At 62.1% G+C, this 22215-nt stretch carries 26 protein-coding genes; all 26 read left to right on the top strand.

All coding sequences use genetic code 11. The features are described from left to right. Positions 1–16: 16 nt before the first annotated feature. The 26 genes from ACYP2A_RS01700 (at position 17) to ACYP2A_RS01575 (ending at position 22212) form a co-directional block, all read left to right on the top strand. Positions 17–751 (top strand): helix-turn-helix domain-containing protein, encoded by a 735-nt coding sequence (locus ACYP2A_RS01700; RefSeq protein ID WP_459742175.1) that lies wholly within the window; start codon positions 17–19, stop codon positions 749–751. Further along, on the top strand, positions 744–2123 hold the full coding sequence (gene dnaB, locus ACYP2A_RS01695) for a replicative DNA helicase (protein ID WP_459742173.1): 1380 nt from the start codon (positions 744–746) through the stop codon (positions 2121–2123). Before ACYP2A_RS01700 ends, dnaB begins: the two co-directional genes overlap by 8 nt. Further along, positions 2123–2326, top strand: a complete 204-nt coding sequence (locus ACYP2A_RS01690; RefSeq protein WP_459742172.1) for a hypothetical protein — start codon at positions 2123–2125, stop codon at positions 2324–2326. Before dnaB ends, ACYP2A_RS01690 begins: the two co-directional genes overlap by 1 nt. Beyond that, positions 2323–3612, top strand: coding sequence for a tyrosine-type recombinase/integrase (locus ACYP2A_RS01685; protein WP_459742170.1), 1290 nt, complete (start codon positions 2323–2325; stop codon positions 3610–3612). The genes ACYP2A_RS01690 and ACYP2A_RS01685 overlap by 4 nt, the downstream gene beginning before the upstream one ends. 56 nt (positions 3613–3668) lie before the next feature. Beyond that, positions 3669–4016, top strand: coding sequence for an antiterminator Q family protein (locus tag ACYP2A_RS01680; protein ID WP_459742209.1), 348 nt, complete (start codon positions 3669–3671; stop codon positions 4014–4016). A gap of 207 nt (positions 4017–4223) precedes the next feature. Next, positions 4224–4676: a hypothetical protein gene (locus ACYP2A_RS01675; RefSeq protein WP_459742168.1), complete on the top strand. Its 453-nt coding sequence runs from the start codon at positions 4224–4226 to the stop codon at positions 4674–4676. Between the two features lie 143 nt (positions 4677–4819). Further along, on the top strand, positions 4820–5143 hold the full coding sequence (locus tag ACYP2A_RS01670; protein ID WP_459742166.1) for a phage holin, lambda family: 324 nt from the start codon (positions 4820–4822) through the stop codon (positions 5141–5143). 18 nt (positions 5144–5161) lie between these two features. Further along, positions 5162–5905 (top strand): hypothetical protein, encoded by a 744-nt coding sequence (locus ACYP2A_RS01665; RefSeq protein WP_459742164.1) that lies wholly within the window; start codon positions 5162–5164, stop codon positions 5903–5905. A gap of 122 nt (positions 5906–6027) precedes the next feature. Further along, positions 6028–6573, top strand: coding sequence for a terminase small subunit (locus ACYP2A_RS01660; RefSeq protein WP_459742162.1), 546 nt, complete (start codon positions 6028–6030; stop codon positions 6571–6573). After that, complete coding sequence (locus ACYP2A_RS01655; protein ID WP_459742159.1) at positions 6545–8479, top strand: phage terminase large subunit family protein; 1935 nt, start codon at positions 6545–6547, stop codon at positions 8477–8479. The genes ACYP2A_RS01660 and ACYP2A_RS01655 overlap by 29 nt, the downstream gene beginning before the upstream one ends. An 8-nt stretch (positions 8480–8487) precedes the next feature. Then, positions 8488–8691: a phage head-tail joining protein gene (locus ACYP2A_RS01650; protein ID WP_459742157.1), complete on the top strand. Its 204-nt coding sequence runs from the start codon at positions 8488–8490 to the stop codon at positions 8689–8691. Between the two features lie 2 nt (positions 8692–8693). Further along, the gene (locus ACYP2A_RS01645; RefSeq protein WP_459742154.1) at positions 8694–10220 is read left to right on the top strand and encodes a phage portal protein; all 1527 of its coding nucleotides are present in this window, start codon (positions 8694–8696) and stop codon (positions 10218–10220) included. A gap of 7 nt (positions 10221–10227) precedes the next feature. After that, on the top strand, positions 10228–12189 hold the full coding sequence (locus ACYP2A_RS01640; protein ID WP_459742150.1) for a prohead protease/major capsid protein fusion protein: 1962 nt from the start codon (positions 10228–10230) through the stop codon (positions 12187–12189). Positions 12190–12261: 72 nt separating this feature from the next. Beyond that, the gene (locus ACYP2A_RS01635) at positions 12262–12639 is read left to right on the top strand and encodes a DUF2190 family protein (RefSeq protein WP_459742148.1); all 378 of its coding nucleotides are present in this window, start codon (positions 12262–12264) and stop codon (positions 12637–12639) included. After that, complete coding sequence (locus ACYP2A_RS01630) at positions 12640–12969, top strand: head-tail joining protein (protein ID WP_459742146.1); 330 nt, start codon at positions 12640–12642, stop codon at positions 12967–12969. A 2-nt stretch (positions 12970–12971) separates the two neighbouring features. Then, a complete protein-coding gene (locus ACYP2A_RS01625; protein WP_459742144.1) occupies positions 12972–13526 on the top strand; it encodes a hypothetical protein in 555 nt (184 codons plus the stop codon). Further along, complete coding sequence (locus tag ACYP2A_RS01620; RefSeq protein WP_459742142.1) at positions 13523–13714, top strand: DUF2635 domain-containing protein; 192 nt, start codon at positions 13523–13525, stop codon at positions 13712–13714. Before ACYP2A_RS01625 ends, ACYP2A_RS01620 begins: the two co-directional genes overlap by 4 nt. Next, complete coding sequence (locus ACYP2A_RS01615) at positions 13711–15216, top strand: phage tail sheath subtilisin-like domain-containing protein (RefSeq protein ID WP_459742140.1); 1506 nt, start codon at positions 13711–13713, stop codon at positions 15214–15216. Before ACYP2A_RS01620 ends, ACYP2A_RS01615 begins: the two co-directional genes overlap by 4 nt. Before the next feature lie 21 nt (positions 15217–15237). Further along, positions 15238–15603, top strand: a complete 366-nt coding sequence (locus ACYP2A_RS01610) for a phage tail tube protein (protein ID WP_459742137.1) — start codon at positions 15238–15240, stop codon at positions 15601–15603. Further along, on the top strand, positions 15603–15905 hold the full coding sequence (locus ACYP2A_RS01605; RefSeq protein WP_459742135.1) for a phage tail assembly protein: 303 nt from the start codon (positions 15603–15605) through the stop codon (positions 15903–15905). Before ACYP2A_RS01610 ends, ACYP2A_RS01605 begins: the two co-directional genes overlap by 1 nt. 100 nt (positions 15906–16005) lie before the next feature. Further along, on the top strand, positions 16006–17847 hold the full coding sequence (locus ACYP2A_RS01600; RefSeq protein WP_459742133.1) for a hypothetical protein: 1842 nt from the start codon (positions 16006–16008) through the stop codon (positions 17845–17847). A 12-nt stretch (positions 17848–17859) separates the two neighbouring features. Beyond that, complete coding sequence (locus ACYP2A_RS01595) at positions 17860–19077, top strand: DNA circularization protein (RefSeq protein WP_459742131.1); 1218 nt, start codon at positions 17860–17862, stop codon at positions 19075–19077. After that, the gene (locus ACYP2A_RS01590; RefSeq protein ID WP_459742129.1) at positions 19070–20194 is read left to right on the top strand and encodes a phage baseplate assembly protein; all 1125 of its coding nucleotides are present in this window, start codon (positions 19070–19072) and stop codon (positions 20192–20194) included. Before ACYP2A_RS01595 ends, ACYP2A_RS01590 begins: the two co-directional genes overlap by 8 nt. Then, on the top strand, positions 20187–20687 hold the full coding sequence (locus ACYP2A_RS01585; protein WP_459742127.1) for a phage baseplate assembly protein V: 501 nt from the start codon (positions 20187–20189) through the stop codon (positions 20685–20687). Before ACYP2A_RS01590 ends, ACYP2A_RS01585 begins: the two co-directional genes overlap by 8 nt. Continuing rightward, positions 20687–21154, top strand: coding sequence for a phage GP46 family protein (locus ACYP2A_RS01580; RefSeq protein WP_459742125.1), 468 nt, complete (start codon positions 20687–20689; stop codon positions 21152–21154). The genes ACYP2A_RS01585 and ACYP2A_RS01580 overlap by 1 nt, the downstream gene beginning before the upstream one ends. Further along, a complete protein-coding gene (locus ACYP2A_RS01575) occupies positions 21154–22212 on the top strand; it encodes a baseplate J/gp47 family protein (protein WP_459742123.1) in 1059 nt (352 codons plus the stop codon). The genes ACYP2A_RS01580 and ACYP2A_RS01575 overlap by 1 nt, the downstream gene beginning before the upstream one ends. Positions 22213–22215 lie beyond the last annotated feature (3 nt).

Raw genomic sequence — 22215 nt, 5'->3', positions numbered from 1 at the left:
CATCCGAGGTGGCGCTGTGAGTACCGTAATCATGTCGGCCTGTTGGCCGCTCCAAGGCATGAGCCCGGCGCAAAAAGCCGTGCTGGTTTCGCTGGCCGACAACGCCAACGACGAGGGTGTTTGTTGGCCTTCGATTTCCACCATAGGCGTGCGCACCTGCCTTTCTGAGCGTGCGGTACGCAACGCTTTGCGATGGCTGGAGGAATCGGCCGTGCTGAAAAGCGATCAACGGTTTGGCCGGTCGACCTGGTACACGATCACCCCGGCACGATATGCCCCCGGCAGCAAATGCCCCCCGGCACCAGATGCCCCACCACACCGGCAGGATATGCCCCCCACCCCGGCATATCCTGCCCCTCACCCCGGCACCAGGTGCCCCCAGAACCGTAAAGGAACCGCAAAGGAACCATCAAGTGAACCGTCACATGACGGCAATCGCGTTTCGCGTTCGCCTCCATGCCCCGTTCAGGACATCGTCGATTTGTTCAACCGGCTGATGACTCCAGCGCTTCCGGCAGTGGTTCTCGTATCCGAAAGCCGCAAGAAATACCTTCGAGCCAGATGGAACCAGAGCGATGTTCACCAGAGCCTGGATTTCTGGGCCGAGTATTTCGCCACGGTCGCCGAGTCGGATTTCCTGATGGGTCGATCAAGCGGGAAGGGCGGCAGTGCACCTTTCCGCGCCACGTTCGACTGGCTGATCGCCCCGAGCAATTTCGTCAAGGTCGTGGAAGGAAATTACAATGCGTAACCCCTACAGCGTCGAGGCCGAACACGGCCTGCTGGGCGCCATGCTCCAGTGCCCGGAGCTGATCGACACCCTGAGCGATGATCTGTCTGCCGAGATGTTCTACTTCGCCGATAACGCCGAAGTGTTTCGGGGCATCCTGGCGGTTCGGTCGGCCGGCAAGTCCGTGGACTGTCTGACCGTGGGTGATCACATCAATCGTCTGCCCAGCAAGCGCAAGGCACTAGCCTATTGCGCCGAAATCGCCAAGAACACTCCGAGCGTTGTCAGCGCGCCCACTTACGCCCGGATCGTTCGCGAGCGGTCCATTGACCGTGCCCTGCAAGACCTCGGGCTTCAGGCCATGGACATTGCCAAGGCCGAGCAGGACACCCAGACCAAGATTGCGTCGATCCAGGCCGCTGCCTTGGCCATCGATTGCAACGGCGGTGACGATGATATCGTCAAGGCCGGTGATGTCCTGGTCAATCAGGTCGATGTCTGGCAAGAGCGGCATGATCGCTACGTGCGTGGCGAAACCCTGATTGGCCTGTCTACAGGCCTCAAGGACCTGGACGACAAGACCGGGGGCCTACAGCCGGATCAATTGATCATCGTTGCAGGCCGCCCAGCCATGGGTAAAACGACCCTTGCCATGGGGTTTGCGCTGGATGCTTCAGTACGACAAGGAAAATCGGTCCTGGCCTTGAGTCTGGAGATGCCTCGGGAACAACTGATAGATCGCGCCATCGCATCTATCGGCCGCATAACGCTCGACCAGGTCAAGAATGGAACCGCCTGCCAGAACCATGCAACCGAACTCAATTATGCCGTTGGAGCCATGCACAGTGCGCCGCTGTTCATCGCCGATCGGCCAGCGGCAACGATTGGGAGGGTTCGCTCTCTGGCTCGTCGTCACAAGCTGCGCTATGGCCTGGATCTGCTGGTGATCGACTACCTGCAGTTGTTCGATGGTGGCAGTGACAATCGCAATCAGGACTTGGGCAGTATCACGCGTGGCTGCAAGTTACTTGCGCGAGAGTTGAAAATTCCTGTCGTGCTGCTGAGCCAGCTTTCGCGTAAGTGCGACGAGCGTCCAAACAAACGGCCAATGCCGTCCGATCTGCGCGACTCCGGTGCCATCGAGCAGGACGCCGACGTGATCCTGTTCGTGTACCGCGACGAGATTTACAACGAAAACACCGAAGCCAAGGGCATCGCTGAAATCATCATCGGCAAGGGCCGGGACATCGAGACCGGCACCGTGCGCGCCGCCTTTCTGGGGCAGTTCAATCGCTTTGAAAATCTGGCCGCCGGCTGGAAACCTGTGCCGGTCGAGAGGCCGACAAAGGTGTCCTCTTTGGCGGGTCGTTATGGCCGAAAGGAGCATTTTTGATGAGCTATTCGATGCTTCTGGCGCCCGACCTTCCTGAGTTTCGCTACGCACTGTACCCGTGTAGCCATCTGATAGACCTTTCCGGCGGTCCGGCCCAAGCCATCGCCATTTACCGCGATGAATCTATGGCAACTGCTCATGGCGCACTCATGTGGCCCAGCACATTCATTGTCGTCGACCTGGCAGGGGATGGCCGCTCATGACCCTGGCCGTGTCCTTTTCCGATGCCGAGCTGCGCCGCCGCGCCGATGATCCCGCTGCCGTGAAACTCCGTGATCCGCGTTACCCAGGCCTGTACTTCCGGTTTATCGAAGAGCGTCCGCGCGGCACCTGGTATCTGGTGGTGCGTAAGCGCTGGAACAAGATCGGCACTTACCCGGACCAGACGGCCAAAACGGTACTGGCCACGCTGCCCGATGTTCGCCGCCGATTGCTGGCAAATGACAACGCAGCGGTATCCGGCTGGCAAACGGTTGGTGAGTTACTGCACTGGTTCTCGGATCGTCTGGAACGTAATCGCAGCCTTTCGGCAAGGCGCAAGGGCACGGCAAAATCAGCCATTGCCTGCCACCTGATCCCTTGCCTTGGGGAACTGCCGATAACCGACCTCAATCGCCGCGAAGTCGACACCCGGCTGGTATGGCCGCTACAGGAAACGCTGTCACTGGAGTTTGTGCGGCTGATCTTTGGCCTGCTGGTGGACGCATTCCGCAAGGCGCACGGCCTGGGCCTGATCGCGAACAACCCGTTGGCCGGGATCAAGTTCAGCGATTTCACCAAGACCAAAATCAAGGCCAAAGCGGCCAGGCTGCGCGGTGTCCAGCTCGACGAACTGCTCACCCAGTTGGCGGGCGTGATCAGCGACAAGCCTACCGATGCGATGCTGGCGCTGCTCATGCTGTGCCACGGCAACCGGATCGGCGAAACGCGCCGGGCACAGTGGTCGCACATCAGCCTGTCGACTCGCAACTGGCACTTGCCGGCCATCAACACCAAGACCCGTGCCGAGCATTCGCTGCCCCTCACCGATCAGGTCTGCGCGCTGCTGAGTCGGTACCGGAATATCCAGCAAGCCCAAGGCTATAGCGGCGACTTTCTGTTTCCCGGCAAGACCGGAAAATGCATCAGCGAGAAACAGGCCTCCAGCGTGTTCACCCGTCTTGGCCAAGGGCTGTGGACAAGCCACGACCTGCGCAAGCTGGCTCGCACCTGCTGGACGGAGCAGGGCATCGACTTCCTGATCGGCGAGCTGCTGATCAATCATGCGATGGGCCGTAACGTCCAGACCTACATCCAGACCACCGCCGAAGCGCGCAAACGTGCCGCGCTGGAACTGTGGCACGCCGTTCTAGACATCAAGGGTTTTGCCGGTATCCATGGGTGGAAGGAGGGTGGAAACGCCGATTCGGATAATGTCCTGAAAGCCACGCCAAACAAGGGCTGCGAGGCGATTCAGGAATCAACCATAGGTGAGGATTCCAAGGCATGAAAAACAGCATGGGCCAGATCGCCGCAGCCAGCACCAATCACACAGGGGACCGATTGATGACTTACAGGAAGACTGAGCGCAGCGTTGAAAACCTGCTGGAGCACTGGGGGCGCTGGGTGATTCTCGGGTCTGGGGTGTCTTGCTGCGCATCCCGCGAAAATGATGTTGCTGATCCGATGATCACTGACGATGAGGCGCTACTGATTGATCGCTTGGTGGGTAGGCTGCGCAATCGTTATCCAGAGTGCGGAGAAGTGATCATCCGTTATTACACTTCCCGCGACACTTCGCTGGGCGTGGTGGGAAAGAAGCTGGGATTTGGCGAAGAGAAGACCCGCCAGCTTTGGAAGTCTGGTATTGCGTGGATTGATGGTGCGCTGGAAGTTCGTAGGGCGGCTGCTTGACGGCCCCGGTCCCGATCTATAGATTTCTCGTTACTTTGCGGTTTTTCCGCATGCAAAGCCCGTTCATGAGACGGGCTTTTTGCTGCCTGTAAAAGACGGTGCAGCGCAACCCGCTCTCAACGCTGAATTTTATTTGCGGGTGATCAGTTGCTCCTATGGTGATAAAGTTCGAGTGGCTATTTGCCATTTAAACCATAGGGATATGCCATGAAACGTAGTTATCTTGCTCTGCTGTTGGTTGCTGCCTGCTCAATGTCTCATGCATCGTCGAAAGTATGGGAAAGCGGATGGGGGCAGGGCGTGACAGAGTTCTCCGTAGGTGACGAGAAAGCGAACTCTCTTTTCTTTTCCTGCAATGCAGACGATGAAGAAAAGACGGTTTCAGCTTCGGCAACGATCAATGGAAAGCCGTTTGACTCTCACGGCGAAAATGGCGGGTTTGATGTAGTTGTGGATGGGGTTGAGTTCAGTAATCCCTTCAATGTCGATTGCAGGGTTTGTGCCGGCTGGTTTGAGCCTTTCTGGAAGGCCCTGCGAAAGGCCAACAAAATCGAGATCAGGGCAAACGGCCAGTCCGCTCAGATTCCAGTCAAAGGACTCAGTCAACTTCTGAAGCCATACAAAAGCGCGGAGAACCCTTGCGTTGCCAACGCTTGGTAACCACTGACCAATCCCCACAGCAATCCCATCATGAAGCCAAAACATTGATCTAGGCGTTTTCGTTTTCGAATTTAAGAGGCTCGCCAGTTTGGCGGGCCTTCTTCATTTATGGCTCCCTGAAAGGGACAACTCCGGATATTCACATGCCTGACAAACCCCACACCTGGGCGCTCATCCTCGCCTGGATGCACGACCACGCCCCTATTTTCTACGCCGCCTCGGTCACCCTCATCATGGCCTTCCTCGGCGTAATGCGGCGCGGCGGCACGATCTGCCAAGCGCTGCTCGAAGCCCCGATGTGCATGCTGATGACCCTCGGCCTGATCCCGGTCCTCGAACACTTCGAGCTACCCCACAACCTGGCCCTTGCCGCCGGTGTGTGGATCGGCTATTTCGGCGTGCGCAAGGTCGCGGGCTGGGTCGAGCGTATCGCTCAGGCGAGATTGCCGGGTGACCCCAATCCATAACCCTTGCAGAGGTCGCGCATGATCCGAATCGATGGCCAACCCGATATCGCGAGCTTGTCGCGTGCGGCGCGGGAGCTGGAGCAAAAGCAAATGCCGTACGTCCTGGCGCGTACCGCGACCGAGCTGGCCAAGCGGGTCAAGTCCGGTGTGCTGGATGTTATGCGTCAGCGGCTGGACCGCCCGACCCCGATGACGCTCAAGAGCCTGTATGTAAAGGCGGCCAAGAAAACCAACCCCGAGGCCCGCGCATTCTTCAAGGATGCCTGGACCTCGGGTGTGCCGGCCGACACCTATTTGCAGCAGGCCGTCAGGGGAGGGCAGCGGCCTCATAAGCGCTTCGAAAAGGCCTTGATCGCCAAGGGACTGATGAAGAGCAGCCAATACGCCATCCCGTCATCCGGTGCGACCAACCAGTACGGCAACGTGTCACGCGGGGTGATGATGAAGATCCTCTCTGCCTTGGGCGCTGCCGAGACATCGAGCGGTTTTCAGGCCAACGCCACGGGCAGCAAGAAGAGCAAGCGCAAGGGCAATGCCCAGCGCTACTTTGCCGGTGAGGTCGAGGGCACCGAGGGGATATGGGAGCGCAAGAAGACGGCCTTCGGTGATGCCGCCAAACCGATCTTCATCTTCAGTGACAGCGAACTGAAGTACCGCACCTTGCTGCCGTTCTTCAAGATCGCCGACAACATCGTGCAGGCCAACTATATGGCCGAGTTCACCAGCGCCATGGATCACGCACTGGCCACGGCACGGAAGTAACAACCGCGTGCGTGCGGCCCCCCCATTGGGTCCTTCCCCGGCCCCCGGGGGCTTGCGGGTAATTCGGGCCCCGCCCTTCAACTATGTATGACCTTTTTTCAGAGGTTGGTTGTTGTTTAGTCATGGCCAAAAACGAAGCAACCAAACAGCGCGGCTGGTTGAACAAATCCGAGATGGCGTCGAGCCTCGGGATTTCGCCGCAAGCCTTTGACAAATGGGGCGTTTCACCTGTCGCCCGTATCGGTCGCGAAGCCTTCTACACGGTGCAGATCGTGGTCGAAAACCGACTCGACCATGCACAGCGGAAACAACAACCAACGGGTGACGAAACCGAAGGTGTCGATCCGTTGATGGAATACAAGCTGCTCGAGGAGCGTCGCGGTCTCACTGCCGCGCAACGAGTGGCCCAGGAGAAGAAGAACCTGGTGCTCGACAAGCAGCTGGTGCCCGTCCCGTTTGCCACCTTTGCCCTGGCCAAGATCGCTGCGCAGATCGGCTCGAAACTGGACACCGTCGGCAAGACCGTGGCGCGGCGTCACCCCGAGGTCGACGCCCGCATCATCGAGTCGGTCGAGCGCGAGATCGCGCTGGCCCGCAATATCACCGCCAGTTTTGGCGATCAACTTCCGGAACTGTTAGATGAGTATGTCGAGTCCCTGGCTGAATGATCTGCGCAAGGCGATCAAGCTGGGGCTCCAGGCGCTTTATAAAGAACCACCGAAAACGGCAGTCGAGTGGGCCGACAAGCATTTCTACATGTCGGCCGAGTCCTCGTACAACGAGGGCAAGTGGTCGACCGAGGCGTTTCAGGTCGCGATCCTCAACAGCATGGGCAATGACCTGATCAACGTCGTCAACTTCATCAAGTCGGCGCGCATCGGTTACACCAAGTTGTTGATGGCCAATATCGGTTACAAGATCCAGCACAAACGCCGCAACGTGATGATGTGGAGCCCGACCGACCCGGACGCCGAGGACATCAGCAAGAGCCACGTCAACGGCCTGATTCGCGATGTGGCGGTGTTGTGCAAACTGGCGCCATGGTTCGGCAAGAAAAACAGTGACAACACCCTCGATCAGAAGATTTTCAGCAATCGGCGCACGCTGTGGATTCGCGGTGGCAAGGCCTCGCGCAACTACCGGGAGAAGTCGGCCGACGAGGTGATCTACGACGAGCTGTCCAACTTCGATGCGAGTGTCGAAGGCGAGGGCGCGCCGATCACCCTGGGCGACAAGCGCCTTAACGGCGCCACGTACCCCAAGTCGATCCGGGGCTCGACGCCCAAGCGCGCCGGCTCGTGCCAGATCACCAAGGCCGTCGAGGAATCGCCTTACCTGCTGCGCTTCTACATTGACTGCCCGCACTGTCGGCAGGAGCAGACGCTCAAGTGGGGCGGCAAGGATTGTGAGTTCGGTTTGAAGTGGGAGAAGAATGCGCTGGGTGAAGCCGAGCGTGCCTGGTACGTGTGCGAGCACACCGCGTGTGTGATCTGGCACAACGAGATGGTCGAGTCCTCTAAGACCGGACGGTGGCTCTGCGACAAGACCGGCATCTGGACGCGGGACGGCATGGACTGGTTCGGCCCGGACGGTGAAATCATCCGCACGCCGCGTTCGGTCAGCTTCAGCATCTGGGCGATCTACAGCACCTGGAGCACCTGGCTCAGCCTTGTCGAGGAATGGCTCAAGATCAAGGGCGATGTCACCAAGCTGATCACCTTCATCAACACCACCCGAGGTGAAGTCTGGGACGACGACCAGGGCGAGAAGCTCGATCACGAAGTGCTTTATGGTCGCCGCGAGGTGTACCCATCGGTGCCGGGACTTGCCCTCGTGCTGGTCGGTGGCATCGACACGCAAGATGACCGGCTTGAAGGCAGGATCTGGGCCTTCGGTCTGGGCGAAGAGGCCTGGCTGGTGTACCGCTTCATTCTGATGGGCGACCCGGCCAGTGAAGAGCTGCGCCGCAAAGTGGGGCTTGAACTGCACCGACAGTTCACCCGTACGGACGGCGTCCGGATGAAGGTCGAGCGCTGGACGTGGGATGCCGGCGGCCACTATGCCGACGAGGTCTACGCCGAGAGCCGCAAGCACGGCGTGCAATGGGTGATCCCCATCCGTGGCGCGACGATCTATGGCAAGCCCATCGCCAACTTTCCGCGCACCAAGAACAAGATGCACAAGGTGTACCTCACCGAGGTTGGCACCGACAACGCCAAGGAACTGCTGTACAGCCGCATGGTGTTGCCCGTCGACACATCTGCCTCTCAGGCCGGCGTGCCCCAGCCGGGTGTCGTGCACCTGCCGGCCAACGACGCGATCTGCGACGAGTCGGAGACCCGGCAGCTCACCTCGGAAAAGAAAAAAGCCGTTATCGCCAAAGGCAAGCGCGTCATGCGCTGGGATAACGGCGGGCGCCGCAACGAGGCGCTCGACTGTTTTGTGTACGCCTTGGCGGCCCTACGCATTTCCCAACAGCGCTTCGGCCTGAACCTTGACCTGCTGCAACCGGCGCAGTTTGGCGACTCGAACGAGCCGCCCGAACGCCCCCGCAAGAAATCCACCTTCTGGTAGCGAGAACCATGGCTTTTACCATCGAGCAGTACCACGCCTTGCAGGCCGCCATCGCCGAAGGGGCGCTGGTCGTGCGCTATGCCGACAAGAGCGTCACCTATCGGTCGCTCGACGAGATGATCCGGATCCTCAAGCTGATGGCCAACGACCTGGGCCTGGATGCCCAGCACGATCATGGCCGCCGTTACACCTCATTCTCCAAGGGCTACTGACCATGAGCATGCTCGACCGGCTGTTCCCTGGGTACGCGGCCAGGCGCTCGGACGCCCGGCTGAAAAAGCTGCGCACCGAGATGACCATGGACCTGATGAAGCGCCGTTTTGAAGGCGCCGCCGGTGGCCGCCGTAACGATGGCTGGCGTGCCACCGGCGCCGATGCCAATGTCGAAAACGCCCCGGCGCTGGCCAAGCTGCGCAACCGGGCGCGTGATCAACGCCGTAACAACCCGTTTGCCGAACGCGCCATCACCGGGATTGCCGACAACACGGTCGGCGCCGGGATCGTGCCGCTGCCGCTGGCCCGCCGTGATCGCGACGGCGTCAAGTTGATGGACCTCTGGCAAGCCTGGGCTGAGACCACCGAGTGCGATGCGGATGGTCTGGAAAACTTTTACGGCCAGCAGCACATGGTCATGGAAGCGGTGGCCGAAAGTGGCGAGTGCCTGATTCGTCGGCGCCGACGGTTCAGCTCTGACGGCCTGTCGGTGCCGCTCCAGTTGCAGGTACTGGAGGCGGATTTTCTCGATGAATCAAAGGCCGCCATCGTCGGGCAGAACCGGATTATCCAGGGTATCGAGTTCGACGCGCTGGGCCGTCGGGTGGCCTATTGGTTGTTCGATGAACACCCCGGCGCCAATGCGTCGTGGGGCTCGCTGCAATCGCGGCGGGTGCCGGCCGAGGACGTGATTCATGTGTTTCTGCGCAAGCGGCCGGGCCAGGCGCGGGGCTACAGCTGGCTGGCCCCGGTCATCCAGCGCCTGCGCAACTTCGATGAAATGGAAGATGCGGTCATGGAGCAGGCCAAGATTGCGGCCTGTTTCGCGGGTTTCATCACCAAGGATCCTGAAGGCAACGCGTCACTGGCAAAGCGCCCGCCGCTGATTGACCGGATGGAACCGGGCATGCTCCAGGAGCTGGCAATGGGCGAGTCGGTCACCTTCGGCACGCCGCCGACCTTCAACGGCTACACGCCGTATTCATGGCAGGCGCTGCATGCCATCGCCGTCGGCCTGGGCGTCCCTTACGAACTGCTGACCGGCGACCTCAAAGGCGTCAACTTTTCCAGCGGGCGTATGGGCTGGCTCAACTTTGCCCGGCGGGTGGACGTGTGGCAGTGGCGCATGTTGATCCCGCAGCTGTGCGATCAGGTCTGGCGCTGGTTCATGGAGGCACAGGCGCTGTTGCCTGGTGGCGTACTGGACGACGTCAAGGCGTACTGGGTGCCGCCGCGCCGCGACATGGTCGATCCCAAGGCCGAAACCGAAAACGTCATCACCCGCGTGCGCAACGGCCTGACCACCTGGCCCGACGCGTTGCGCGAGCTGGGCATCACCGACCCGAAACGTCACGCCGAGCAAATCAGCAAAGCCAACCAACTGATCGACCTGTACCAACTGGTGCTCGATTGCGATCCACGCCGGGTCGCGGCCGCTGGCTCGCCGGCCCAGGCGCCCCCCAACGAAGAGAAACCCGACGATGCCAGCTCCAGTGCAGACGACGCAGACGACAAGCCAGACCTTTGAAACACCCATGCTCAGCCTGCGTGCCGCCGTGCGTGAGGGCTCTGTCGACATCGAGGCGCGCACGGTCGAGCTGACCTGGACCACCGGGGCCAAGGGCCGGCGCTGGTCGTGGGATGTCGGCAGTTACATGGAAGAGCTGGAGATCAGTGCGGATGCCGTGCGTCTGGACCGGCTCAACAACGGCGCGCCGTTCCTCAATGCCCACGGCGCTTACGACCTCAATGATGTGATTGGTGTCGTCGAAAAAGCCTGGATCGAAGGTGCCGAAGGGCGGGCGCTGGTGCGCTTCAGTCAGCGCGCCGACGTCGAGGCCATCTTTCGTGATGTGCAGGACGGCATCCTGCGCAACATCAGCGTCGGCTATGCCGTGCACCGCTATGAAGTGGTCGAGGCAGAAGACGACAAGTTGCCCACCTACCGCGCCGTCGACTGGGAACCCCAGGAGCTGTCGCTGGTGCCGATCGGTTTCGACGACGGCGCCAAGATTCGCAGCGCCACGACGCCGGCCGCCTACGACGGCCCGCGCTTCACCACTGTTTTTGAAACACGACAGGCCGCAGCGCCTGCCGAAATACCGGCCGCCGTGCCTGTACTCCAAGAGGAAAATGCAATGACCGAAGAAGAAAAGCGTGCGGCCGAAGAGGCGATTCGTCGTGAATCCGCCGAAGCCGAACGCAAGCGCAGCCTGAGTATCCGCAGCATGGCGCGCAAGGTAAGTCTTGGCGATGAGGCCTTTATTGATGACCTGATCGCGCGCGGTGTGTCGGTGTCGGACGCTAGCGTGGCGATCATCGACAAGCTGGCTGAACGTCAGACGAAGGATCAGCCCGACACCCGCAGCACTCAGCCCACCATCGTAAACGGCGGCCAGGACGTGGCAGTGCTGGCGGCCAAGCGTGGCGCCATGCAGAACGCCTTGTTGGCGCGCTGCAACCCGGCGATCCAGCTGGAGGAGGCCGGTCGCGAGTTTCGTGGCATGCGCCTGGTGGACATGGCCCGCGAGTTCGTGGAAATGGCCGGCGGCAGCACGCGGGGCCTGACCCCGCAAGAACTGGCCAAGGCCGCGTTGGGCTGCGACCGGTCTGCCGTGCGCGCCGCCGGCATGCACAGCACCAGTGATTTCCCCTTGCTGCTGGGCTCGACCGTCAACCGCACGCTGCGCGATGCCTACACCGTGGCGCCGCAGACCTGGCGCCCGCTGGGCCGGCAAACCACCGTGCCGGATTTCCGCGCGGTGACCCGTGCGGCGATGGGCGATATTTCCGCGCTGGAGCGCGTGGCCGAACACGGCGAGTACCAGTACGGCGAGCTGTCCGAGGACGGCGCGCCGCTCAAGGTCGTCAAGTACGGCAAGATCATTGCCATCACCTGGGAGGCGATCATCAACGATGACCTGGGCGCCTTGACCCGCGTCCCGGCATCACTGGGCGCGGCCGCTGCGCGCACCGAATCGAATGTGGTCTGGTCGCTGTTGCTGGGCAACCCCAACTTTACCGACGGCAAGCCGATCTTTCACGCCGACCACGGCAACCTGGCCGCCGGCGCCGGGGCGATCAACACCGCCAGCCTGGCAGCGGCCCGCGCGGCGATGCGCAAACAGAAAACCAAGGCCGATGAGTTTCTCAACCTGGCGCCTGAGTTTCTGGTGGTGGGGCCGGACAAGGAACTGGAGGCCTACCAGTTCACCAGCTCCAACTATGTGCCGGCCAAAAACGCCGACATCAACGACGTGCGCAACGCCGCGCTGACGGTGATCGTCGACGCCCGTATCCAGGGCAATCAGTGGTACCTGTACGCCTCGCCCAATGCCATCGACACCTTTGAATACGCCTACCTCGAAGGCGAACAGGGCGTGTTCACCGAGACCCGTGAAGGCTTTGAAGTCGATGGGATGGAGATCAAGGCGCGGCTGGTGTTTGGTGCGGCGTGGATCGATTACCGGGGCGCGTACAAGAATCCAGGCGCGTGACCCTCAACTGATCCTGCACCACCTCCTCAAAGGCGCCGAACGGCGCCTTTATTGTTTTGAAGGAAATCCCACATGAAAACATTCATCCAGAACGGCGACTGCATCACCGTCCCGGCACCCGCTGGTGGCACACGCTCGGGCGAACTGTACAAAGTTGGTTCGCTCATCGGTGTGGCCACGACCACACAAAACGTCGGCGAATTGGTCGCGCTCAAGCTGGAAGGCGTGTTTCAGCTGGCAAAAATCCCCGCCGAAAGCTGGGCGGTCGGCGACGCGCTGTACATCGATCCTGCCACCCGCGCGCTGAGCAATGTGCCGGTGGCCGGCGGGGTGCTGGTGGGCCTGGCCACCGAGGCCAAACCGAACCCCTCTGGTGCCGGTGCCTGCCGCCTGAACGGTGTGGCCGCGCCGGCCGAGATCGAGGTCGAGATCGATAAGGGGAAAAAGTAGGTGGCCTGGGCCGACATGGCGCAACGCATGCTGGGCATCGCCGTGCATACCTTTAGCGAAGGTAAGGAGGCCGTGTACTGGCTGACTGACGGCGTCGAGCCGGGTGTTGGCTTGCCCAAGGCGGTGTTCGATAGCGCACATGTCAGCGTCGATCCGGACACCGGCGCTCCGGTGTCCAGCACTAACCCCATGCTGGGCGTGTGCCTGGCCGATCTGCCCAGCGAGCCGACCAGCCATGTCCGCGTCCGCGCCCGTGGCCAGCTTTACCGTGTCCACGACGTGCAGCCGGACGGCATTGCGGGCGTGACGATCATCCTCAAAAAGGTCTGACCATGACTCATCCCAGAGAAGCGATCCGCAAACAGGCGTGTGCCCAGTTACTGGGGCGCACCTCGGCCGGTGCCCGTGTGTTTGCCAGCCGGGTGGCGCCGCTGATTACCAACGACTGGCAGAACGAACTGCCGGCCATCATCGTTTACACGCTGGACGAGCAGGGCGAGCTGCAGCACGCCGCGCCGCGCGAGTACCTGCGCACCGTGCAACTGGTGATCGAGATTCATGCCAGTGCCACCGAGGCGCTGGACGACACGCTCGATACCCTGGCGCGTCAGGTTGAAAACCTGCTGCTGGTCGACGACACGCTGGGTGGCACGGTCAACGACCTGCTGTATGCCTCGACCAAGATGATCATCCGCGACGACGGCGCCGAGCTGATCGGCGGCTGCCGGATCATCCTCAATGCCCAATACCTGGACCGTCACCCCGACGACCTGTTCAACGCATCCTTGCCGGACTTCAACACCTTGCACACCGACTACAGCCTGCACAACGCGCAGCCTGATGCCGCTGACCGTGCCCAAACCCTTATCAAGGACCTCAACCCATGACCACGCGTGTGCTCGTCAAGCCTGCCGAGGGCCGGCTGGTACGAAACCCTGACACCTACGAAGCACTGCCCGCCGAGGGCAAGGCAATCGAAATGAACAGCTACTGGCAGCGCCGGTTAATGGCCGGCGACATCGTCATTCATGTGCCTGAAAGCCGGGCCGTGAAACCGAATGAGGGCAAACGATGAGCATCAGCTTCGACACCATTCCGGGCGCCGGCACCCTGCGCAAGCCGGGCGTGTACAGCGAAATCGACAACAGCAAGGCGGTCAGCGGGCCGCAGGCGGTCAGTTATCGGCGTTTGCTGATCGGCCAGAAACTGGCCAGCGGCACCGCGCCCGCCGATGCGCTGATCCGCATCACCAGCGCCGCCCAGGCCGACAGCGCCTTTGGCGCCGGCTCCATGCTCGCCGGCATGGTCCGCGCCGCGATGGCCATCGATACCTACACCGAGCTGCAGGTGTTGCCGGTCATCGACAATCCCGCTGGCGTGGCCGCCACCGGCACGCTGACCTTCGAGGGCACTGCGACGGCGTCCGGCACGGTCGAACTGATGATTGCCGGTCGCCGTGTGGCGGTCGGTGTGCTCAGTGGTGATACGCCGGCTGCGATGGCAGCGGCTGCTGTTTCGGCTATCAATGCCACCGCGGATATGCCGGTGGTAGCGACGGTTGATGTGCCAGAGGTGACAGCTGTGAACACCCGGAGTGCGGGCATGCTCACGCTGACCAGCCGCCACAAGGGCGAAAGCGGTAATAGCCTGGACGCGCGGGTGAACTACTACAGCGGGCAGATCCTGCCTGCCGGCGTCGACGTGACGGCCAGCGCCTTCGCCGGCGGCGCCGGAAATCCGGATCTTGGCAGTGCCTTGGCCGCGCTGGGCGATGAATGGTTTCAGACCTGGGCGGTGGCCTACAGCGACGCCGCCACGCTGAGCACGATCAAGACCGAACTCGACAGCCGATTTGCCTGGAACCGCGAGATCGAGGCGCATGCCTTCGTCGCCGCACGCGGCACGCCGGGTTCGCTCGGCGCCCTGGGTGACAGCCATAACAGTTCGCACTTGGTCATCGTCATGGCCAACGACGAACCGATGCCGGCGTACGAAAAGGCCGCCGAGACCATGGCCATTGCCGCCTTGTACGCGGCCATCGACCCGGCGCGGCCGATCCAGAACCTGCCCTATGCATGGTGCCTGGCCCCGGCAGCGGCTCATCGCCTGACCAATCAGGAACGCAACCTGCTGCTGTTCGACGGCATCGCGACGACCAAGGTCAGCAACGATGGCCGCCTGCTCGTCGAGCGGCTGATCACCACCTACAAGACCAACAGCGCCGGTGCCCCGGACATCAGCTACCTGGACAGCGAAACGCTGTTCACCCTGATGTACATCCGCCACGACTGGCGCGACTACATCCTGCGCAAATACCCGCGTCACAAGCTGGCGGCCGACGGCACCCGCTACGGCATCGGCCAGGCCGTGGTCACCCCGGTGGTCATGAAAGCCGAGGCCATCGCCAAATTCCGCGAGTGGGAAACCCTCGGGCTGGTCGAGAACATGCCCGACTTCAAGGCCAACCTCATCGCCGAGCGCAACGCCAGTGACCCCAACCGCATGGACATGCTGCTGCCGCCGGACCTGGTCAACCAGCTGCGCATCGTCGCCAACAAAATTCAGTTCCGCCTGTAACGGCGGACGTCAGGAGCACCCATGAGCAAGAACCGCATTGGCGGCATCATCAGTCTGAAGGTCAACGGCGACATCTATTTCGCCAAGGGCAACTTCACCTACAACCTCGGTAAGCCCAAACGCGAAGGCATCGTCGGCGCCGACGTGGTCCACGGCTACAAGGAAACGCCGCAGATTCCGTTCATCGAAGGTGAGATCACCGACCGCAAGGAGCTGAGCCTTGAAGACCTGGTGACCCTCGACGACGCCACCGTCACCCTGGAGCTGGCCAACGGCAAGGTCATCACCCTGAGCAAAGCCTGGTACGCGGGCGAAGGCACCGGCAACACCGAGGAAGGCAACATTGCCTGCCGTTTTGAAGGCATGTCCTGCGAGGAGGTCGCGTAATGGCCAAGCAAACCACCATCACCCTGACCGAGCCCGTCACCTTCGGCAAAGAGACCTGCACCGAGCTGACCGTGGTGCGCAAGTTGAAATACCTGCGCGGCCACGCCCTGCGCGTGACCTCCGATGGCAAGGGCTGCGGCGGCATCGATATGGACTTCGCCACGCTGATCGACCTGGGCGCCAAGATGGTCGGCCAGCCCCCGGCGCTGCTGGAGGAACTGAGCGAAGACGACCAGGAGCGGGTGATTCAGGAAGCCCGCGATTTTTTGTTCAAGCACCTCGGGGGTGGGCCTCAGGGGTAACTGTGGTCGTCAAGGTCATGGGCGTGCAGCCCTCGGAAGCCATGGACATGGATTTCGAGGAACTCAACTGGTGGCTGGAACGCACCGAGGAGTGGGTGGGATGGCAGCAAACAAAGGTTACTCCCTGAATGTCATCGTCAAGGCGGTGGACCGGATCACGGCGCCCCTGCGCGGCATCTTTGGCAAGGTGCGTTCGGCCAGCAACGCTGTGCGCGGCGCGCTGGATCGGGCCGGTGTGCCGCTGCTGGGCGCGCAGATGCGCAATGTTGGCTCGGCAGCGGTCGGTTTGGGTAAAAACATCGCCACCCTGGGCGCCATCGGCGTGGCCGGCATCGGCGCCCTGACCGGCGCCGTCGGGGCGCTGGTGACCTCGTTTGCCAAGGCCGGCGACCTGACGGCGAAGACCGCCGACCGGGTCGGTGTCGGGGTCGAGCAGTTTCAGGCCTGGCGCTTTGCGGCGGATCGGGCGGGCATTGGTAATGAAGAGTTTTCCAAGGCCCTGTTGAAACTCAACACCAATCTTGGCACCGCCCTGGTGGGCAAGGGGCCGGCGCTTGAGGTGCTGGACGGCTTCGGCATCAAACTGCGCGATGCCTCGGGCGCCGCGCGCACCACCGAGCAGATCCTGCCCGAGCTGGCCGACAAGCTGCAACGCATCCAGTCGCCCTCGTTGCGTGCGGCGGCGGCCGCTAAATTGTTTGGTGCTCAGGTGGGTACGCAGATGGTCACCCTGCTGGCCGGCGGCTCCGAGGGGCTGGAGGACATGACCGCCCGCGCCAAGGAACTGGGGCTGGTCATCGGCGAAGATGCCGCCCGAGGCGGTGAAGCCTTTGTCGACTCGCTGACCGACCTGCAATACAGCCTGACCGGGGTCAAGAACGTGGTGGCCGGCGCGCTGATGCCCAAGCTCACCGAACTGGGTAACAAATTGACCGACGTCATCATCAAGTACCGGCCGCAGATCGAGGCTTTTGCCAACGCCTTTGCTGAAAACCTGCCCGGCAATATCGCCAAGGTCACCGGCTTTCTCGGTGACCTGTATGACGGCGTGCAGCCGGTGATTGCCATTGTCAGTTCGCTGGCCGAGACCTTCGGCGCGGCCAACCTGATTTTTACCGCCGTGGGCCTGTATATCGGCGGCGGCTTGCTCATGGGCGTACTGAACCTTGCACTGGCACTGAAAGGGTTAGGCATGACGATCATGCTGACACCAATCGGTTGGTTTCTGGCGGCTGTCGTCGCAATTGGCGCAGCGGCCTACCTCATCTACAAGCACTGGGACGGTATCGCCAGCTTCTTCAGCGGGATGTGGGCGAGCATCAAGGCGGTGTTTGCCGACGGCATCATCAACGGCATGTTCAAGCTGGTGCTGGCCTACAACCCGGTGAGCGTGATGCTCAATGCTTTCAATGGGCTGCTCCACTACCTTACCGGCTGGGATATCGGGGCCATTGTGGGCGAGAAGCTTTCAGGCATCGCCGCGATGTGGCAGGCCTTTAATCCCGTCGCGCTGATGCAGGAGGGCTTTGATGGCTTGCTCACCTATCTGGGCAGTTGGGATCTGGCCGGGATTCTGGGCGAGAAAATCAGCGGCGCCGTGGCAGCGATCAAGAATGGCTTGCCGGACTGGGCCAAGGACCTGCTTGGCATCGATGGCGGATCGGTGGGCAGCGCGCCGGCTGAAAACGGCACGCCTGAAACCCAAACCTCCCCCGCAGACCCCGGCGCGCCGTTGGTGCAGAACCGTCCGGTGGCCGACCTTGGCCAGCGAGCCGCGAGCATCGGGCAGGCTGCCGCACAGGCCCAGCCGCAGCAAGCCCCGCAAGAGGTGCGGGTCAAAGTCGATATGAACAACCTGCCGGCGGGTACCAAGGTGAAGACCGAGGGCAGTCCGGGCGCGAAGTTCGACACCGACATCGGTTACTCAATGCAGGCCCGATAACCGGAGCATTTCATGGCTTGGCGAGACAACTACCGCGCCGCGACTTTTCGCGGCGTGGGCTTTTTCGTGTCCACGGCAGACAGCACGCACGGCCGCCGGCAGTCGGTGCACGAGACCGCCCAGCGCGATGTGCCCTACACCGAAGACCTTGGCCGCAAGGCGCGGGAATTCAATATCACCGGCTATCTGCTGGGCCAGGATTACGACGTCGAGCGCGAAACTCTGATCGCGGCCTGCGAACAGGCCGGATCTGGCGTGCTCGTTCACCCTTACCGGGGCGAACTGACCGTCGTGTGTCGCGGGCTGACGGTGAGCGAAAGCACCGAAGAGGGCGGTAAATGCACCTTGTCGATCACCTTTCTGGAAGCGGGCGAAGTGTCGTACCCGTCGGCCAGGGTCGACAGCATCAACGCGATCAGCAAGAAGAGCGGCGAGGTGAGCGGCGCAGCCCGGCAGGACTTTGCGTCGAGCTTCACGACCAAAGGCTATCCGGCGTTCGTGGCCGAAGCCGCCGTGACCGAACTCCAAGCAGTCAGCGAGTATTTAGGCGTTAAACAGATCGGCAGCCAGGCGTTCGAGCTGGTCCAGCAACCGCTGGAACTGGCCCGGCAGGTTGTCGAAGCCGTGGAAAGCCTGCGCTCCGCTTCCGGCAGCCGTGCATTCAATGGCCTGATCGATCTTTACGACCAATACATCACCTTTGTCGACGCCAAAGAGACTTTTCGCACAGCCCGGTCGCTTACACCCAGCCGGCAACAGATGGCGGCCAACACCCAGGCGCTCGGCGCGCTGATCCGTCATGCCGCCGTTGCACAAGCGTCGATGGCCGCCGTAGTCACCCAGACCACCGTAATCATTCCGAACGGTTTCGGTGGCGGCACCGAAACCACCTCGGCACCGGCGGTGTACGACAGCTATGAAGCAGCGCTGACCGTGCGCACCGAGCTGGCGGACCGGCTGGACGATGAAAGCGAGGCCACCGACGACGACTTCGTTTATGTCGCGCTGACAGGCCTGCGCACGGCCATGGTGCAGGCGGTGCCGAGTGCCGAGCACGATCTGCCCCGGCTGGCCAGGTATGTGCCGCGCCAGACCCTGCCGTCATTGCTCGTCGCCTATCAGCTTTATGGCGATGCAGGCCGCGAGCTCGACATCGTCACGCGCAACGACCCACGCCGGCCCGGCTTTTTGACCGGCGGCCAACAACTTGAGGTACTGACCGATGGATGACCTGGAACTGCTGGTCAACGGCATGAACTACTCCGGCTGGACCTCGGTGGGCGTCACCCGCGCGGTGGACGCGGCCTCCAGCGCCTTCACGGTCGAATTGACCGAGCGCTGGGAAGGGCAAGAGGGCCGGGCCGGGCAGACGGAACCCTGGCCGATCCTGCCGGGCGATCAGTGCGAAGTGCGCCTGGGCGGCATTCCGATGGTCATCGGCTATGTCGACATTTTCAAACCGTCGTTCAGCGCGACCGACCACACTATCAATGTCCAGGGCCGCGACAAGACCTCGGACCTGATCGATTGCAGCGCGGTGCATACGCCGGACGAGTGGAAAAACATCAGCCTGCTGCGCTTCGCCCAGATTCTGGCTCATCCCTTCGGCGTGCGCATTTCAACCGATGTAGCCCTCGGCGAGCCGTTTCCGGTGTGCAAGCTGCAGCAGGGTGAAACAGCGTTCGAAGCCATCGAGCGCTATGCCCGCCAACGGCGTGTGCTGTTGATGCCCGACGGCGCCGGCGGCCTGCTGATCACCCGCGCCGGCAACAAGCGCGCCTCGGTCGGACTGGTGCAGGGCGAAAACATCCTCAGTGCCTCGGGCAGCATCGATCACAGCCAGCGCTATCACCGTTATCTGCTCAAGGGCCAGGCCGCCTACAACCCTGACAGCGAGGGCCAGACCGAGGCGCATGTCTCGGGCGGCGCCAGTGACAGTGGCATCGCCCGGTACCGGCCATTATTGATTGTGGCCGAGTCGGGCAGTAGCGGCGCCAGCGCCCAGGAGCGGGCGACGTGGGAAGCCAATAGCCGGCTGGGCAAGTCGGCCACCGCATCGATCACGGTACAGGGCTGGCGGCAAACGCCAGGCGGCCCGTTATGGGAGCCGGGCATGTTGTTGCAGATCAAGTCGCCGTGGCTTCGCCTGGACGGCGAGATGATCATTCGTCAGGCCACCTACGAGCGCGGCGACGCCGGCACCACGACCAAGCTGGATATCGTCAGCCCGCAGGCCTATTCGCCGGAGCCGCCCGATTCCAAGGTCGTGAAAGGCAAAAAGGGCAAGAAGAGCGGCCGCAACATCTGGGCCGAGGCCATTGGTGAGGAGGAAAAAGCCCATGGGTAACCCACTGCGCGACATAGGCTCAAGGGTAATGATGATGTTCAGCCGCGGCGTCGTGCGCAGCGTCAATGACGCCACCAGCCGACAACAGGTGCAGGTCGAGTTGCTGAAAGACGAACTGCGCGACGGCGTCGAGCATATGCAGAATTACGGCTTTACCAGCCACCCGCTGGGCGGCGATGTGGCCGTGGCGTTTCTGGGCGGCAACCGCGAGCAGGGCATTGTTCTGGTGGTCGACGACCGTCGCTACCGGCTTTCGCTTAAGCCTGGCGAAGTTGCCATTTATGACGACTTGGGCAACCGGATTGAGCTGCTGCGCGACCTGATCAAGGTCACGGCGATCACAAAGGTGCAGATCGAGGCGCCCGAGGTGCAGATCATCGGCAACCTCGTTATCCAGGGCAATGTCAGCAGCACCGGCACCCTGACCAATAACGGCAAGTCCGTCGGCAGCCTGCACACGCATGCCGATAATGGCGCGGGAGTGCCCGTCTGATGGCCGATGCTGCAATGGTGATGACCGCATTTGGCGGTGACCTAGTGCTGTCGGGCTTTGACCTTGAACGCGATGACGGCCTGGAAACAGCGGTGATCATCAGCCTGTTCACCGACCGCCGCGCCACGCCCGAGCAAATCCCGGCCGACTACCCGCAGGATGACCTGCGCGGGTACTGGGGCGATATCACAAACACGTCGACCAGCGACCAGACCGGCTCCTTGCTGTGGTTGCTGGCCCGCGAAAAGCAACTGCCGCAAACCCTGAGCCGCGCCCAGCAGTATTGCCGGGAAGCGTTGGCCTGGATGATCGAGGACAAGGTGTCTACCCGTATCGAGGCGGCCGCTTCCTTTTATTCCCAAGGCGTGATGCTGCTGGTGATCGATATCTACCGGCCTTCGGGCACCGCCGTGCGCTACCGGTACAACTATGAATGGTCGGCTCAGGCCGGCAAGAGGATTGCCTGATGCCCTTTGTTCGACCTGCATTAACGGAACTGATCGAGCGGGTGATCACCGATATCAGCGGCCGTGTGACCGGCATTGAAAGCGCGGTGCTGCGCCGCTCGCTGCTGGGGATTCTGGCGCGGGCCGAGGCCGGCGCTGTGCATATGTTGTACGGCTTTCTCGACTGGGCGGCCAAACAGGCGATCATCGATACCGCCGAACACGAATACCTCGAACGCTGGGCGGCCATCTGGAAGGTCTTTCGCAAGACCGCAGACTTTTCCAGCGGCGCCGCGTTGCTGACCGGATCAAGCGGCGCATGGGTGCCGGCCGGCACGATCCTGCAACGACAGGATGGCGTGCAGTATCGAACCCTGGTCGAGGGTGTATTTATCGGGGCGACGCTGGAGGTTGCGGTTGAGGCCGTGGAGGCGGGGGTTAACGGCGATCTGCCGGTCAACCGGCCGCTGTTTCTGTTGTCGCCCATTGCCGGCGTGCAATCGACCGCCGTGGTCTCACGGCTGATCGATGGCGGTCTGGACGCCGAGAAAGACGAACAACTGCTCAGTCGTTTGTTGAAGCGAATCCGCCAACCCCCGCACGGCGGCGCGGCCGGCGATTACGAACTCTGGGCCTTGGCGGTGCCGGGTGTGACCCGCGCCTGGGTGTATCCGCTGCAACTGGGGCTGGGCACGGTGACGATTCTGTTCGTATGTGACGATGAGCCCCACATCGTCCCGACCGCCGAGAAAGTGGCCGAGGTGCAGGCCTACGTCGATGCCCATCGCCCGGTCACGGCCGAGGCCTTTGTGGCCGCGCCCATCGCCGACGCGCTGGACCTGGTTATCAAGCTGTCCCCGAACACGGTGGCCGTGCAGGCTGCTGTCCGCGCGGAGCTGGCCGATCTGGTCCTGCGCGATGCCAGGCCCGGCGCGCCGATCCTGATCAGCCGCCTGCGTGAAGCCGTGTCGCTGGCGGCCGGCGAATCGAACAACGCGATCACTTCGCCGACCATGGACGTCGTCCACGCCCTGGGCCACATGGCCATTCTCGGAAAACTCACGTTCTCCAGCTTTTAGGAG

The sequence above is a fragment of the Pseudomonas sp. 3A(2025) genome, from assembly GCF_054589175.1.
Note: the sequence above shows the minus strand (reverse complement) of the source record. Positions and strands in the feature narration are given on the sequence as shown.

Bases quoted from the DNA above. Each gene is read 5' to 3' on its own strand.
- ACYP2A_RS01580 (WP_459742125.1), top strand. From the start codon at position 20,687: ATGGCCGATGCTGCAATGGTGATGACCGCATTTGGCGGTGACCTAGTG.
- ACYP2A_RS01655 (WP_459742159.1), top strand. From the start codon at position 6,545: ATGAGTATGTCGAGTCCCTGGCTGAATGATCTGCGCAAGGCGATCAAG.
- ACYP2A_RS01590 (WP_459742129.1), top strand. From the start codon at position 19,070: ATGGATGACCTGGAACTGCTGGTCAACGGCATGAACTACTCCGGCTGG.
- ACYP2A_RS01615 (WP_459742140.1), top strand. From the start codon at position 13,711: ATGAGCATCAGCTTCGACACCATTCCGGGCGCCGGCACCCTGCGCAAG.
- ACYP2A_RS01680 (WP_459742209.1), top strand. From the start codon at position 3,669: ATGACTTACAGGAAGACTGAGCGCAGCGTTGAAAACCTGCTGGAGCAC.
- ACYP2A_RS01640 (WP_459742150.1), top strand. From the start codon at position 10,228: ATGCTCAGCCTGCGTGCCGCCGTGCGTGAGGGCTCTGTCGACATCGAG.
- ACYP2A_RS01675 (WP_459742168.1), top strand. From the start codon at position 4,224: ATGAAACGTAGTTATCTTGCTCTGCTGTTGGTTGCTGCCTGCTCAATG.
- ACYP2A_RS01650 (WP_459742157.1), top strand. From the start codon at position 8,488: ATGGCTTTTACCATCGAGCAGTACCACGCCTTGCAGGCCGCCATCGCC.
- ACYP2A_RS01665 (WP_459742164.1), top strand. From the start codon at position 5,162: ATGATCCGAATCGATGGCCAACCCGATATCGCGAGCTTGTCGCGTGCG.
- ACYP2A_RS01645 (WP_459742154.1), top strand. From the start codon at position 8,694: ATGAGCATGCTCGACCGGCTGTTCCCTGGGTACGCGGCCAGGCGCTCG.
- ACYP2A_RS01575 (WP_459742123.1), top strand. From the start codon at position 21,154: ATGCCCTTTGTTCGACCTGCATTAACGGAACTGATCGAGCGGGTGATC.
- ACYP2A_RS01595 (WP_459742131.1), top strand. From the start codon at position 17,860: ATGGCTTGGCGAGACAACTACCGCGCCGCGACTTTTCGCGGCGTGGGC.
- ACYP2A_RS01585 (WP_459742127.1), top strand. From the start codon at position 20,187: ATGGGTAACCCACTGCGCGACATAGGCTCAAGGGTAATGATGATGTTC.
- ACYP2A_RS01670 (WP_459742166.1), top strand. From the start codon at position 4,820: ATGCCTGACAAACCCCACACCTGGGCGCTCATCCTCGCCTGGATGCAC.
- ACYP2A_RS01605 (WP_459742135.1), top strand. From the start codon at position 15,603: ATGGCCAAGCAAACCACCATCACCCTGACCGAGCCCGTCACCTTCGGC.
- dnaB (WP_459742173.1), top strand. From the start codon at position 744: ATGCGTAACCCCTACAGCGTCGAGGCCGAACACGGCCTGCTGGGCGCC.
- ACYP2A_RS01660 (WP_459742162.1), top strand. From the start codon at position 6,028: ATGGCCAAAAACGAAGCAACCAAACAGCGCGGCTGGTTGAACAAATCC.
- ACYP2A_RS01610 (WP_459742137.1), top strand. From the start codon at position 15,238: ATGAGCAAGAACCGCATTGGCGGCATCATCAGTCTGAAGGTCAACGGC.
- ACYP2A_RS01620 (WP_459742142.1), top strand. From the start codon at position 13,523: ATGACCACGCGTGTGCTCGTCAAGCCTGCCGAGGGCCGGCTGGTACGA.
- ACYP2A_RS01690 (WP_459742172.1), top strand. From the start codon at position 2,123: ATGAGCTATTCGATGCTTCTGGCGCCCGACCTTCCTGAGTTTCGCTAC.
- ACYP2A_RS01625 (WP_459742144.1), top strand. From the start codon at position 12,972: ATGACTCATCCCAGAGAAGCGATCCGCAAACAGGCGTGTGCCCAGTTA.
- ACYP2A_RS01600 (WP_459742133.1), top strand. From the start codon at position 16,006: ATGGCAGCAAACAAAGGTTACTCCCTGAATGTCATCGTCAAGGCGGTG.
- ACYP2A_RS01635 (WP_459742148.1), top strand. From the start codon at position 12,262: ATGAAAACATTCATCCAGAACGGCGACTGCATCACCGTCCCGGCACCC.
- ACYP2A_RS01685 (WP_459742170.1), top strand. From the start codon at position 2,323: ATGACCCTGGCCGTGTCCTTTTCCGATGCCGAGCTGCGCCGCCGCGCC.